This window comes from Paenibacillus sp. Soil522 (genome assembly GCF_001428245.1).
Classification (GTDB): Bacteria; Bacillota; Bacilli; order Paenibacillales; family Paenibacillaceae; genus Pristimantibacillus.
The window spans coordinates 78,910-92,597 of record NZ_LMRV01000031.1; the positions used below are offsets into that span (position 1 = coordinate 78,910).

Genomic DNA, 13,688 nt, shown 5'->3' on the forward strand with positions numbered 1-13,688 from the left:
TGGTGAGGGGATGAAGCTTCTTATTGCGGATGACCAGCCGTCGCTGCATCGGTTTTTAAATAAAATGATAGATTGGAAAGCGCTGGGCATTACCGAAGTACGGCATGCCTATAACGGCAAAGAGGCTGCTGAAATGACGGAGGCCCTCGAGCCGAACTTGCTTATTATCGATATTCATATGCCCGAATGGAACGGAATTGAGGCGCTAAAGCATATCCGGCATCTGCGCAATAAACCGAAAACGATCATCCTCAGCGCATACGATCAGTTTGAATATGCAAAGGAGGCGCTCCGGCTAAATGTATCGCAGTATATGCTAAAGCCCGTCGATGCTCTGCAGATTAGAGAGCTGCTGCTTGCTCTTGTGCAGGATATTCGTATGGAGGCACGCGCGCTTGCACTCAGAGAGCTGGAAAATGCGACAGCGGTAGAGCGTTTCACGGAGAATTGTTTGGCAGCGGCAAAAGCCGCATTGACTGCGTATGGCAGTTCGGCATATGCGGTATTGACGGTCCGCGGACCGAAGGCAGGCAGCAGCTGGCCAGCCCTCGGCTTTACGGAAGCAAGCGGCATCGAGCTGTTTCCGCTTCCGCCCCGCGAGGATACCGGCGAATGGTGCATCTTTGTTGGCTTGAGCGATGCTGATCAGTATGCGGAGCTGCTGCTGGAAGGAGAGAAGTGGCAAGGCGAATGGCTGCGCCTGCTGCCCGGGCAATCGTTCACGCTTGGCTTCAGTCAGATCGAAGAGGAGGTTGCGCTGCTGCCTAAGCGAATGGAAGAAAGCCGGCAGGCGGCGAAGCAGGCCTTTTATGAAGCGGGCCGCATCTATCGTTATGAGGACGGCTTATTTGCGGAAGGGGCGGAGCTTCGCACGGTCCGTCACGAAGGGCTCCAGCTTGAAGAAAAGCTGCGGAGGGGTTACGATACGCCGGCTGCGCTGGAGCTGATCAGACCTTTTTTCGAAGCAGCCAAGCAAAGACGAGTTGAGCCCGAGGAGATGCAGGAAATAGCGCATCGGCTGCTCTTTGTGTTTTGCGGCAGCCATACGGGCGGGCCGGGCGGATATAACGGCGATTTCATGCCGCTGCGGGCTTACCGCCACGCTTGTACAACCTTTGCCGAGCTGATGCTGTTCTGGAGCAAATATGCACAAGCGCATGTTGCCGGCCTTGCGGCATCGGCTCCGGAAAACGATGTCATTTTTCAAATAAAAAAATACGTTGATACCAACTTTGAAGCCGATTTGTCGCTGCAAACGGTTGCTGATCGCTTTTTCATCGACAAGTTCCGTTTAAGCCGGGAATTTAAGCAGCTGTTTGATGAAAATTATTGGACGTACGTGACGAGAATCCGGATGGAGCAAGCCGCATTGTTCCTTCGGGAGACGAATTGGAGAATCGGCATGATTGCTGAGCGGACGGGCTATTGCGACGAAAGCCATTTCAGCCGCGCCTTTAAAAAATATTATAATGTCTCGCCAAGGGAATATCGCGGTGCATCCGGAGAGCGCAATGATTGACAAGTTTTTGCGCAACGATTTGCATTCAAATGCAGGGGTGGGATGCCTACAATAGGTAATGTAAGTGCTTTCAAATATTGTTCGAGGGGGATACAAAATGAAAAAGTGGTTAGCGTTAAATCTCGTCATCGTACTTGCTATCACGTTCGTGCTCTCTGGCTGCAGCGGAAATAAAACCGAAACGGGAACGGAGGGCGATAGCCAAGGCGCGGCCAAGAAGGTGAAGCTGAGCATCCTGTCCTGGAATAACGAAAAGGAGATGAAGCCCGTCATAGAAGGGTTCACGCAGAAATACCCGAACATCACCTTCGACTTTCAGAATGCGCCGCCGGTGAAGGATTATATCGCCAAGCTTCAGACGATGCTTTTGTCCGATACGGCGACTGACATCTTCATCATGGCAGCGGAAAACCGCAATGAGATTATTGACGGCGGCTATGCGCTTGATCTGACGAATGAACCCTTTATGAGCACGATGGTAGACGGCAATAAGCCGATGCTCAGCAAGGACGGCAAAACGTATGCCTTTACGCAAACGGGCTGGGCTGGCGGATTGTTTTATAATAAAGAGCTGTTTGCCAAAGCAGGCGTTGAGGGTGTCCCTCAAAATTGGGAGCAATTCATCGATGCGGCTTTGAAGCTTAAGGCGGCGGGTATCATACCGTATTATGACAATATGCAGGATGTGACGACCATCCACTCCGGGCTGTTCGGCAACTTGACGCTTGCCGCGAATCCCGACTTCGATGCGAAGCTGTTTGAGGGGAAGGCTTCCTTCTCCGAGGGCTGGACGGAGGTGCTCCGCATTTGGAAACGCGATCTCATCGATAACAAAATTTTGACTCCGGATATGATCGGTCTGACCGGAGACCAAATCGTGAATGAGTTCGCGATCGGCAAGGTTGCGATGTTCCCGGGCGGACCATGGAATATTAATACGCTTAGGGAAACGAATCCGGATCTGGATTTTGCCATGATGGCCATACCTGGACCAAATGAAGCAGGCGGCAATTATTTTGCCGGAGCGCCGGGCGTAGGCTTCGCGATTAACAGCAAGACCAAGTACAAGGAAGAGGCGCTGCTGTTCCTGCAATATTTGGCATCACCGGAAGGCTTGAAGGCGTTTGAGACCGGTACGGGCGCGATGATTACCGCAAACGGCTATGAAAGCACGGTTGATCCGGTCATGGAAAGCGCCTATAAAGACGGACTGATGAAGAGCAGGATTTATTTGCCGATGGTATCATGGGCAAGGCATCAGGAGGCGCTGCGCAGCCAGTTTGTCGTATCGATTCAGGATTTAAGCTTTGGCAAAATAACGCCTGAGCAGGCAACGGAGGCGCTCGATAAGAAGCTGAAGGAAATGGAAAACAAGTAAAGAAAGCGGAGGGTATTAGGAAGTCCTAATGCCCTTTTCTAGAAAGGAGACAACATGGGAAAGCTGCTGCGGCAACTGAAGTTTCAATTATTTTTGCTCCCGATCCTATTGATTTACACCTTATTCTCCATTTACCCGCTGCTCAAATCGGTATTGCTGAGCTTTACGAATTTTGATGGCTACGTAAAGTCATACGACTTTGTCGGGTTTAGCAATTACGCTAAAATCTTTATGGATGAAGCGCTCATTTCAGGCATTTCCTTCACGCTGCTGTTTGCTTTCGCGAGCACGCTGCTCATTACCGTTCTCGCGATACCGCTTGCCATCATTTTGGATCAGAACTTTTGGAGCAAAAATGTGCACCGCGCCATTTTCTTTTTTCCTTCGATACCGAGCGGCTTGCTGCTGGCGTACATTTGGGGCTTCATTTTGGCTCCGATCTCCTCTGGGGTGCTGAACGGCATATTGGAAAAATTATTCGGGATGGGTCCTCAGCCTTGGCTGTCGGATCCAATGCTTGCCAAAGCGTCGACGGTCGTTATCTCGGCGTGGGCCGCGGCCGGCTGGCATGCCGTATTGTATTTGGCTTTTTTGCAGTCTATTTCGAAGGATTATTACGAAGCGGCCGCGATTGACGGCGCTACCCGCCTACAGCAAATTAGACATATTACGCTTCCGCTGCTTGCGCCGGCCATGACGATCAGCATGATGCTGCTGCTCACCGGTGGCTTGAAGGTATTCGAAATTCCGTTTGCCTTAACGCGCGGCGGTCCCGGCTTTGAGACGCATACGATTACGCAGGTTATCGTGCTTCGGGGCATTTCCGAAACGCAGTACGGTCTCGCCTCGGCGATGTCCGTCGTCTTCTTCCTTATCGTACTCGCAATTGCGATATTCCAAGTGAAGCTGATGCAGAAGCGGGAGGAGAAAATCCAATGACGAGCGACAACAAAAAGAACTGGCTGCTGGATGTGCTCATGCTTCCCATTGGCGCCATCACCTTCTTCCCGTTCTATTTAATTATAATCAATACATTCAAGAGCATGCAGGAAACCGCGGCAAGCCCGCTCAGCCTGCCGAAGAGATGGATATTTTCCAACTACGTGACCGTATTCAAGGAAACTGAGCTGCTGCGCAGCTTCGGCAACAGCTTGACCATCACGGCGGTATCGGTGCTGCTTATGGTGCTGATAGGGGCGATGGCGGCGTATCCGATCGTATTTAATCCGAACCGGACGAATAAGCTCGTTACGATGTATTTGCTGGCTGGCTTTATGATCCCGTTTCAGACGACGCTCATCCCGCTGTTTCAATTGATGACCGATCTCGGATTTATCGACCGTCTCTACGGACTTATTATTTTGTATATGGGCGGGGCGGTCTTTGTCTTCTTTCTGATGATGGGCTATATGAAGTCGATTCCGAAGGAACTTCCGGAGGCGGCGATTATTGACGGCTGCGGGGTAGGCGGGATCTTTTGGCGCATTATTTTGCCGCTGCTAAAGCCGATAACCGTTACAAGCATCATTTATCAAACGATGTGGATTTGGAATGATTTTTTGGCGCCGATGCTGTTTTTGAACTCCAAGAGCAATGCGACGCTCGTGCTTGAGGTCTATTCCGCCAAAGGAGAGTTTTCGGTTAATTGGCCATTGTTTATGACCTTGACTGTCATCTCGCTTATTCCGATCTTCGTTTTCTTTATCGTGATGCAGAAGCAAATCGTGAAAGGAATTGTTGGCGGAGCGGTGAAAGGTTAAGGGATCGCAGAATGCCCTGCAAATACGAAAGGCTGTCCTAAGGTCGGAGACCCGGACAGCCTTTTCATTTGAAACGTTAACGCTGCTAATATTTCACCGTAATAACGGGCCTAAGGACGGCGATGGCCGCTTGCGCCCGTTTATTTTACTTTTGCCGGTTCTTCGAACGTCATGCCGAGCGTGTCTACCGTTACTTTTTTCATCGAAATCGGATTTTCCGGCCTATCATTCGCACCGGTTGTCTGATTCGCGATTTCGTCTACCGCGTCCATGCCTTCCGTTACTTTACCGAAGGAAGCATACTGATTATCAAGCGAAGGAGCGTCGGCAACCATGATGAAAAATTGCGAGCCTGCGGAGTCCGGCTCACCGGTACGCGCCATCGAAAGCACGCCGCGCGTATGCTTCAGCTTGTTCTCGAAGCCGTTATCGCTAAATTCGCCGGGAATGCTGTAGCCGGGGCCGCCCGAGCCTACGCCGTCCGGGTCTCCGCCCTGGATCATAAACCCTGGAATAACGCGGTGGAATATAACCCCGTCATAGAATCCTTTATTTATGAGAGAAATAAAGTTGTTCACCGTGTTAGAAGCAACCTCCGGATAGAGCTCAAGCTTAACGATTTTTTCATTACTTAGTTGAATAGTCACGACGGGATGCTTATCCGGACCGAGCAGCTCAGGGCCATCCTCTTCAGGCGCTTCAGTAGGGGGAGTTGTACCCGCACTGCCACTGTTCGAGCTTGCGCCGGAGCTTTTGTCCCCAGCCGCGTTCTTGTTTGCGCCGCAGCCTGAAGCGGTAACGAGCAGAACGAGCATAAGGAGCAGCATCATCCCAAGACGTTTGTTATTAAACAGCATTCCAATATCCTCCTCAAAATTTGCTTTTCCTTCTCTTATTCCATTTGTATGATAACATATGGATCGATTTAAATGCGAGAGAGCCGCATTCTGTTGTAAGTGGGACTAGAGATTGAATGTACGCTAGGCAGCATAGAAGAACAGACTCGATCCTGGACAAGGCTCTCTTTTTTGAGAGCCTTGTTACTTACTCAAGTATACGAACTCAACTCTTCTGCTTGGGAGCTGCCTCGAACTCACACCAATAAATAGCTATCCTGTAAATGCAGTAACTTTTCACTTATTAGAGCCAACTCCTGTCTATCCTGCACATTTGCAATAAAAAGCTTCTATATTCGGCAGTATGCTGAATAAGGGGGTCTCCATCAACCGCACGCTATAAACCCCAGCAACAACCAGCAGGAAATAAGCCGTTGTCTCGCGAATATACTTGAAGTATTTATGACTTTTATTAGGAAGGGCTTAGGCAATGGGAATGTTATTTGCAGTCATCGGTTTCCTTATTATCGATTTGTATTTTAATCTCATTCCGCAGTTATTCCCGCTGGATACCGTCTCTTGGCTGTTGTATGCTTGCTTGTTTTTTGTATTAGCCCATCATGTAGCTAAGCTTACCGGTTTAAGCGGAATTGGCGATTTGGGTATAAAAGCTCATTTTGGCTGGAAAAGAAATCTGCGGATCGGTTTTTTATTCGGGGCAGGCATTTGGGCTGCGATGTATTTGCTTTTGTGGGGTTTTGGAGATTTTGAAATCACCGGTGTAAAGAAAGCGCCGGAAGCCGTCATTTTTGTCATCGAGACCTTTGCCGGCATGTTTCTTGGCTCGCTTATGAATGATCTCATTGTAAGGGGCTATGTATTTGCACATCTTAAGGGTAAAGTGTTAAACGTTTATTTATTGCTCATATCCGCGTTTATTTATGCGCTGGATGATGTTTGGCTGGCAGGCTTCAGCATTTCAAACACCCTATTTTCCGTTATACTCGGTCTATCGCTTGGCTATGTGCTTCTAAAGACGGGATCGATTTGGATGAATTCGGGTATACATATGGGCTTAAACGTCATGTACTGCTTCGTATACGGGATTCCGGGGCGTGAGGCTGTAAAGGGCCTGCTTTTAACGACGCCAGGGGGGAGCCGTTCCTTCCTGCTGGACCATGCCCATATACTGGCGGCTATCGTATTGCTCCTGGTTATCCTTGCTGCATATGGCCGTTTAAAGCTTAATTCGGCTAATAAATACATGTACTGAGAACGGGCTGCAGGTAATAAAAAGCGATGTTTGTTAATGCAGTTAAAAATATAAGCAGTTAAACATACAGCAGCTATAAATACAGTTGCGAAACAAGCGTTGATTCGCTATAATCACTTTAATTCAGTCGAAGGGATTGGGTATCATGTACAAATTCCAATTGAATCAGCTTCATCATTTCACCAAGCGTTAGCACACCTGAACAACATTCAGGGTGGGCTAGCGCTTCTCGCGTTGGCCTCCCTGCAGCATACGATGCGCGCAGGACCATGAGGTCCTGCGCGTTTTTTTTTATTCCAATAATCCGGGAGAGGAATGATCGTGATGCAAAACGTGAAGGGGACTTATGATTATTTTGGCAAGGAGCAGGCGCTTAGGAGGCAGGTTCAAGCAGCTCTCCATGAAAAGTTTGAGCTCTATGATTTCGATGAGATGGTGACGACCGAGCTGACCGGGCTCGATTTCTTGACCTCCAAATACGCGGGTGGCGATGAAATCATGAAGGAAATGTACCAGCTGACGGATCAGCGAAAGCGGCGATTAGGATTGCGGTATGACCTGACGGTCCCTTTCGCCAAGGTGCTCGCATTAAATCCGGGGATTGAGCTGCCCTTCAAGCGGTATGAGATCGGAAAGGTGTTCCGTGACGGTCCCGTTAAGCGCGGGCGTATGCGGGAGTTTTTGCAATGCGATGTCGATATTGTCGGGGTAAAAGGGCCTGAAGCGGAGGTCGAATTAATGCAGCTGGCGGTCGACGTATTCCGTACGCTGGCGATTAAGATTCAGCTGAAATGGAACAATAGACGTTTTTTGGGCGAGATTCTGGCTGCTGTCGGAGTTCCAGCCAAGGATTCGCTATCGGTCATGCTGACCCTAGATAAGCTTGCAAAAATCGGAGCAGACGGCGTGAAGGAAGAGCTTGCCGGGAAAGGACTGGCGGGCGAGGCGAGGGATGCCGTTACCTTGCTGATTACAATAGAAAATCCGTCGCTCGAGGAACTTATGGACAAATACGGGCTGCAAAATAGCGCGGGAGCGCTGGAGGTGCTGGCGGTACGAGATATGCTGTGCAAGATTGGACTTGCGGAGGACTGCTTGTTTGATCCATATCTCTCGCGCGGGCTATCGTTCTATACGGGAACGGTCTATGAAATATTTGATGCAGCAGGCGGCTTCTCTTCGAGCTTGGGCGGCGGCGGGCGTTATGATGCGATTATTGGACAGCTGGCCGGTAGGGACGTTGCCGAATACAGCGCGGCCGGGTTATCGTTTGGCATGGAGTCGATTATGGCGCTGCTCGAAAATCGTACCGCGGAAGCGGCTGCCGCTTCGGTAGTCCTCATTCCCGTAGGCGTATCTGCTGCGGATATGCTGCAAACAGCGGCCGAGCTGCGCGCGAGCGGTATCCGGGTGAAGCTCGATACGAGCGGCCGAAAGCTGAAAAATATTCTCGCCTCGGCAGCGGGCAGCGGAATCCGTTATGCGCTGCTGCTGGGAGAAACGGAATGGAAGGCTGGAAGGGTCCGTTTAAAGGACATGGAAGAGCGGATCGAGCGGGAAGTGAGCGTAGATGAAGCGATATACGTAATAGAGACTAATATTGCTCAACCGCTGGTCCCAAATAGACTGTAGATGCCGCGGAAGGCAGCTTTTGGCGATAACGGACAGCCGAAGCCGCAGGAACGCAAGCGGCACCAGCTCTTCGGTGAGAGCCGGTGCCGCTTGATTAATCTGGCTTTGATATTAAGCGTGAGTAGGAACCTTCAGCAGCTTCTGGATATAGCTTTCGATTTGCTCGGGCATATCTTTAGACCCGAAACGCTTCAGCACTTTACCGTTCTGGTCGACGAGGAACTTCGTGAAGTTCCATTTGATGGATTTCGAGCCGAGGAACCCGCGCGCTTCATTCGTAAGATGTTTGAACAGGGGATGCGCATTGCTGCCGTTCACATCGATTTTCGCATAGAGCGGGAACGACACTCCGAAGTTGATTTCGCACGCCTCTGCCACTTGGCTGTCGTCGCTTAGCTCTTGATTGGCGAACTGTGAGGAAGGAAAGCCGAGTACGGAGAAGCCTTGCTTGCTGTACGTATCATGAAGCTTTTGGAGACCCTTGAACTGAGGCGCAAAGCCGCATTTGGTAGCTGTATTTACGATCAGCATAACCTTCCCTTTATAGGGGGCGAGCGTCTGCGATTCTCCCCGGATCGTCTTTACCTCAAAATGGTATAAGGACATAGGAACAACCTCCAATAACTGAATTTTATATTTTATATAATTTAATTTTACACAATTTAAATGTGGGTGTCAAATCTAAGGCGAAAGCATCTGCCATAAAAACATGACATATCCCCCGAATGATGATCGCGCTGCAGATATATTAATCGAATACGAAAAAAATAACAGGAAAAACTCCATCTAATTAACTCGCGTATAGGATCGCGCTTTAATTATCAGGAATTTCTCCCGCTAATTCAGCACATAAACCTTTAGTGTGATGAATCTCTTCAGATTACATGGAGGATTTCCTGCTAAATGCAGCGGTAAGGCGTATACAGGTAAAATTAACAGGAGCTTTTCCTGTTAATCATGCCGCGTGCTGCTGCTGTCTTGAATGATGGATGGCTCTCGACTCGCAGATAGAAAATCGATTCAACATGATATGTGGCTAAGGCAATGCAGAGAGGAAAGGGGCGTCTCGGAGGACTTTTCAGGCCTACTGGGACACCCTCGTATATTCGCGGTTATTCTTTGGCTGCGCCTTGCTGGATTCGGCGGAGAAACTGCTGCATAAGCGCAAGCAGTGCAGCACCTTCTTCAGGCGTACCGTCAAGCTTGCAGGCAAGCTGATAAGGAATATCGAGCGCATTCTCCTTCAAGGCTCTGCCTTGCTCGGTCAGCTCGACCAGAACACTCCGTTCATCGTTGCGGTCGCGCGTACGGGTAATATGTCCGGCTGCTTCCAGCTTTTTGAGCAGAGGGGTCAAGGTGCCGGAATCGAGATACAGCTTGTTGCCAAGCGCGGTTACCGTTACATGATCCTGCTCCCACAGGGCGAGCATCGTGACGTATTGGGTATAGGTTAGATCAAGCTTTTCCAGCATTGGACGGTACAGCTTCGTAATCTCCCGGGAACAGGCATAAAAAGCGAAGCAGATTTGATTGTCCAGTTTTAATATTTCGTTGCTATCCATATCGTTGTCCTCCGCGGGAAGGTGAATTTGTTAGTTTAGGCAAGTTGAGCATTATCGCTAAATTTAGTAAAATTAAATTGTGATAAATATAATATAATGGAGATGGCAAAGGACTGTCAATGCGAGGGAATACGGAGTACCATTGAAGATAGAAGTCCAAGTATGCTATAGTTACTGCGTTTATTAAGGTGGAGGAGTGAGAGCGATGTCCCATAACGCTGTTGAGGTTGCAGAGTGGATGCTGAGCGAGTTGAAGGAAAAAGGGATTTTGCATCAAAGCGCCGCCGTGGAGCATATAAAGAGCCACTATGGCGAGTCGTTTATATATGTAAATGAGCACGGCAATCAATCGATCGATAAAGAAGTGAAGAAGGTATTCCGCAAGCTTCATAAAGGGAAAGCGGCATGGGAACGGGATGGCTTCTTCTGGGGCTGGAGTTAATTTCGCTGCTCGGCGGCGGGCGTTACGGCAATCGATGGCTCCAGAGCCGGCTGATTGCAGCGGATAACGCCCTTTTTACCGGTAATCACAACTCGTCTACTGCATGCATCCAATAATTAGACCGGCAATCGCGTACGAGACCAGATGGTAGCCTATCGTAATGAAGTAAAGACCAAGCTTATGTCCTTCGAAGAGATAGTTCATGCCGATTTTGAGCGAAACGCTAATACCGATCAACAACCCGACGACTAATCCGGCTATCATCGTTGATTCATCCGCAAGCGTAAGCAATAGCGCCAAAATAAATGAACCGCCAAGCGCGGTCAAGGCTGTCAGCATATAAGTTATCGCCCCGCCGCCGGACATTTCATTCTTTGACAAGCCGCGATACTTCATCCACGCATTGCCTAACAAGATAGGGGAATACCATAAGAAGCCAAGCACCTCGTCGTTACCGCAGCAAGCAGTACAGCTAAATAGTTTACGTCAGCCCAATGCACCATCCGCTTATTCCTCCTTTAATTAGCCAAGCCTCCTCATATTATCAGAAAAAGAGATCTTCTCGTTAGCATAATGTCCAATTTTGATGAAGAACTTGACAAAGATAACTGTAACTATTAAACTTACAGTATGGAAGTCACCAACAAGACGGCGCTTGAATTCGAATGAGTTTCGTCTACTTTTTTACAGTAAATGTACTGGAAAAAGTTACAGTTAAACGGGTATCTAACTAATAGGGACAGGTGGTGTTGGAAGATGAAATTCAACATAAGCGACTGGGTGCAAGGTAAAACGAAAGATGGCGAGCTTATTCACGGATTTGTCGAGACGGTCGATATTTTGCAAGGCTTCGTAACCGTCAATGTTGTAAAGTCAGATAACGAGGAAGTCATAGGGAAAATCGTTGCGGTTCGTTCATCCTGGCTCAAAAACGTATCCGACATTTCACTAGACGATGCCCAGGTTTTTCAAAATACAATCGACTTGGCATTAGATACATGGGATGAGGCTTGGTTTATGGAGCTGACGAATGCGCAGAAAGCAAGCAGGAACGAAGCGGCCCAAGCGGGCGACCGTTCAAACCTATATTCATTTCCTGCAAACCGGCTAGGCCGATCTGCTTGATAATAAGCGGTTTCGATCATAGAGCATAATAGCAACGAGCAAAAGGATGATGCCATGCGATCCATGGTATCATCCTTTTTTTGCATCCGAAGGGGTATAAAAACAGGCGTATCCATTCAAAATGAAGGGGACGTTACTTGACCTGCAGCCCAATCCCGAGCGCTATCGCACGCTCAACGAAATAATCTGCCGCCGCCATATCGAACACCGCCATACCCATTGGGCAAAATAATACTGGCTCCGTGCTGGCGAAGGCGGCCAATGCGCCGCGGCATACGACATCGCTTAAGGACCGGGTCTGGGCCTTGCTTAAGCCTCGTTCAATGTGCAGCAGCTCGATGTCGGTATTTTCGCGGCAAACCTCCTCCCAATCGTCGACGATAACCGCGTTAATGCCGCTTAAGGCAGCCGGGGTGTAATCCCGTAAGGACACATCAAGCAGAAGGCTGCCTGCGGCAGGAGGGATATCAATATAACGCTGGTTGCTCACCGTACATGTAATAATGAGATCGCACTCGGTATATAATTGCTGCCAGCTGCTCGCGAGCCGGGTACGGCTGCGCAGGTCGTTGTCCGCCCCGGTGAAATCAAGCTCGCAGCCCCGTATATCATACACATACACATTCTCCAAGCGTTCCCCGAACAGCTGACAGCACATATCGTAATGAAGCCGGCCCACAGGCCCGAAGCCGATGATCCCAAGCTTTAAACGTCTTTCCGCACCTTGCGCCGCCAGGTAATGACGGATGAGAAGACCGCTTACCGCAGCCGTTCGGGCGGCGCTTGGCAGCGGCGTATTGAGCATCGCGTAAGGGATGCCAGTCTCAGCGTTGTTTAGCAGCGTGACGCTGTGTGCACGCGGCAAGCCGGCGTCGATATTGCCCGGAAAGCTGGCTATCCATTTAATGCCGGCCGTCTGCACGGCGCCGCCGACATAAGCGGGCATGGCGATGATTCGGTTAGCCGGATTACGGTAGCGCAAGTAAGGCTTTATCGGCTGCGCATAATCACCCGAATCGATGATCCGCACCGCGGCCTCCATGCTGTCGACAAGCTCTCCCCAGTGCAGACCGATGGCGCGAATATGCTTATCGCCGAGATATAGCACGGGCATTGTCCTCTCTAGTATAGATTTTAATTGCTTTTGACGGCTCTATGCCAAAATCAGGATTTGGCATCCGCTCCATCAGAATTATAGCGGTACCCGCCGAATTGCTGCTCTACCCATTCATCGCAAAACACCGTATCCATATAACGCTCGCCCCGGTCATGCAAAATAACGGCGCATACCGAGTCATCCGGCAGCTCATGCAGGATCGACTTCAAGGCATGGATAACCGCGCCGGAGGAGGGGCCAACTAGGAGCGATTCGTGTTTTACAAGCAGCCTGCAGCCGGCAACCATGTCCTGATCGGCGACTTTAATGGCATGGTCCATAAACCTCGTTTGTCCAAATGGGGGGATAATCCCGGTTCCGAGGCCGGGAAATCGCCGATTGCCGTTCGTTCCTCCAAAAATAACGCTGCCCTCCGCATCAACGGCAACCACCTTCGTGGAAAGCTTGTGATCCCGGACATACTTTGCGCATCCGAGCATCGTGCCGCAGGTGCTGACTCCGCCGACTACGTAATCGACATGGCCCAGTTCTTCGATGATTTCACGCATCGTTCCGTCATAATGGGACAAGTAGTTGTTTTTATTCGCATATTGGTTCGGCCAGAAGCTATTTGGCGTGCGGGCCAGCAGCTGCTGGACCCGGTTCAGTCTTGCTGGCAAAAACTCCCCTGTCTCCGGATCCGCTTCTTCGACGAGATCGATTTTGGCGCCATAAGCGCGCATAATCCGAATGTTCTGCTTCGTCGCTTTCGGATCGATGACGCTGATGAAGCCCATGCCCAGATAGGAACAGATGGCTGCAAGGCTGATCGCCATATTGCCGGAACTGGACTCAATGATGACGGAACCGGGACCGATTATGCCTTCTTCCCACGCTCCGTTAATAATTCGCGCGGCTGACCGGTCTTTTGCGCTGCCTCCCGGGTTAAGCAATTCGAGTTTGGCAAACACTTTGATTCCGCGATCGTTCGTGAACAGCTTCGACAGCTGAACGAGAGGCGTATTCCCGATGATAGACAACAAATTTTTCTCCATAGGCTTCGTT

The 13,688-nt window shown here is 49.9% G+C and carries 14 protein-coding genes; 8 read left to right on the forward strand and 6 right to left on the reverse strand.

Going from position 1 to position 13,688, the window contains the following annotated elements:
* Positions 1–10 precede the first annotated feature (10 nt).
* The 4 genes from ASG81_RS07955 to ASG81_RS07970 all read left to right on the forward strand — a co-directional run bounded on the left by ASG81_RS07955 (position 11) and on the right by ASG81_RS07970 (position 4,657).
* Complete coding sequence (locus ASG81_RS07955) at positions 11–1,519, forward strand: response regulator transcription factor (RefSeq protein ID WP_056631564.1); 1,509 nt, start codon at positions 11–13, stop codon at positions 1,517–1,519.
* Positions 1,520–1,616: 97 nt separating this feature from the next.
* Positions 1,617–2,897 carry an ABC transporter substrate-binding protein gene (locus tag ASG81_RS07960; protein ID WP_056631568.1) on the forward strand — a complete coding sequence of 427 codons (1,281 nt, stop codon included), beginning with the start codon at positions 1,617–1,619 and terminating at the stop codon, positions 2,895–2,897.
* 54 nt (positions 2,898–2,951) lie between these two features.
* The gene (locus tag ASG81_RS07965; RefSeq protein ID WP_056631571.1) at positions 2,952–3,836 is read left to right on the forward strand and encodes a carbohydrate ABC transporter permease; all 885 of its coding nucleotides are present in this window, start codon (positions 2,952–2,954) and stop codon (positions 3,834–3,836) included.
* Positions 3,833–4,657, forward strand: coding sequence for a carbohydrate ABC transporter permease (locus tag ASG81_RS07970; protein ID WP_056631574.1), 825 nt, complete (start codon positions 3,833–3,835; stop codon positions 4,655–4,657). Before ASG81_RS07965 ends, ASG81_RS07970 begins: the two co-directional genes overlap by 4 nt.
* A 140-nt stretch (positions 4,658–4,797) precedes the next feature.
* On the opposite strand, the gene ASG81_RS07975 is transcribed toward ASG81_RS07970, so the two are convergent.
* Entirely contained in the window at positions 4,798–5,514 is a 717-nt protein-coding gene (locus tag ASG81_RS07975; RefSeq protein WP_056631576.1) for a peptidylprolyl isomerase, read from the reverse strand.
* A 469-nt stretch (positions 5,515–5,983) separates the two neighbouring features.
* Here ASG81_RS07975 and ASG81_RS07980 point away from each other — a divergent pair, with 469 nt between their 5' ends.
* The gene (locus ASG81_RS07980; protein ID WP_056631578.1) at positions 5,984–6,766 is read left to right on the forward strand and encodes a CPBP family intramembrane glutamic endopeptidase; all 783 of its coding nucleotides are present in this window, start codon (positions 5,984–5,986) and stop codon (positions 6,764–6,766) included.
* Between the two features lie 324 nt (positions 6,767–7,090).
* Positions 7,091–8,398 (forward strand): histidine--tRNA ligase, encoded by a 1,308-nt coding sequence (locus ASG81_RS07985; RefSeq protein WP_056631902.1) that lies wholly within the window; start codon positions 7,091–7,093, stop codon positions 8,396–8,398.
* 111 nt (positions 8,399–8,509) lie between these two features.
* Here the strand turns inward: ASG81_RS07985 and ASG81_RS07990 are convergent, their stop codons facing one another.
* Together ASG81_RS07990 and ASG81_RS07995 are read right to left on the reverse strand one after the other, a co-directional pair.
* Entirely contained in the window at positions 8,510–9,004 is a 495-nt protein-coding gene (locus ASG81_RS07990; RefSeq protein WP_056631580.1) for a glutathione peroxidase, read from the reverse strand.
* 506 nt (positions 9,005–9,510) lie between these two features.
* Positions 9,511–9,960, reverse strand: a complete 450-nt coding sequence (locus tag ASG81_RS07995; RefSeq protein WP_056631583.1) for a MarR family winged helix-turn-helix transcriptional regulator — start codon at positions 9,958–9,960, stop codon at positions 9,511–9,513.
* Between the two features lie 205 nt (positions 9,961–10,165).
* Between ASG81_RS07995 and ASG81_RS08000 the strand changes: the two genes are divergently transcribed.
* Entirely contained in the window at positions 10,166–10,402 is a 237-nt protein-coding gene (locus tag ASG81_RS08000) for a DUF6953 family protein (RefSeq protein WP_056631585.1), read from the forward strand.
* 96 nt (positions 10,403–10,498) lie between these two features.
* Here the strand turns inward: ASG81_RS08000 and ASG81_RS08005 are convergent, their stop codons facing one another.
* The gene (locus ASG81_RS08005; RefSeq protein WP_081417194.1) at positions 10,499–10,846 is read right to left on the reverse strand and encodes a DUF1761 domain-containing protein; all 348 of its coding nucleotides are present in this window, start codon (positions 10,844–10,846) and stop codon (positions 10,499–10,501) included.
* 312 nt (positions 10,847–11,158) lie between these two features.
* Here ASG81_RS08005 and ASG81_RS08010 point away from each other — a divergent pair, with 312 nt between their 5' ends.
* Positions 11,159–11,527, forward strand: a complete 369-nt coding sequence (locus ASG81_RS08010; RefSeq protein ID WP_056631596.1) for a hypothetical protein — start codon at positions 11,159–11,161, stop codon at positions 11,525–11,527.
* A gap of 133 nt (positions 11,528–11,660) precedes the next feature.
* Here ASG81_RS08010 and ASG81_RS08015 read toward each other — a convergent pair whose 3' ends face one another.
* Both ASG81_RS08015 and sbnA read right to left on the reverse strand, forming a co-directional pair.
* Complete coding sequence (locus ASG81_RS08015; protein ID WP_056631599.1) at positions 11,661–12,635, reverse strand: 2,3-diaminopropionate biosynthesis protein SbnB; 975 nt, start codon at positions 12,633–12,635, stop codon at positions 11,661–11,663.
* 56 nt (positions 12,636–12,691) lie between these two features.
* Complete coding sequence (gene sbnA, locus ASG81_RS08020; RefSeq protein WP_056631601.1) at positions 12,692–13,678, reverse strand: 2,3-diaminopropionate biosynthesis protein SbnA; 987 nt, start codon at positions 13,676–13,678, stop codon at positions 12,692–12,694.
* Positions 13,679–13,688: the final 10 nt, after the last annotated feature.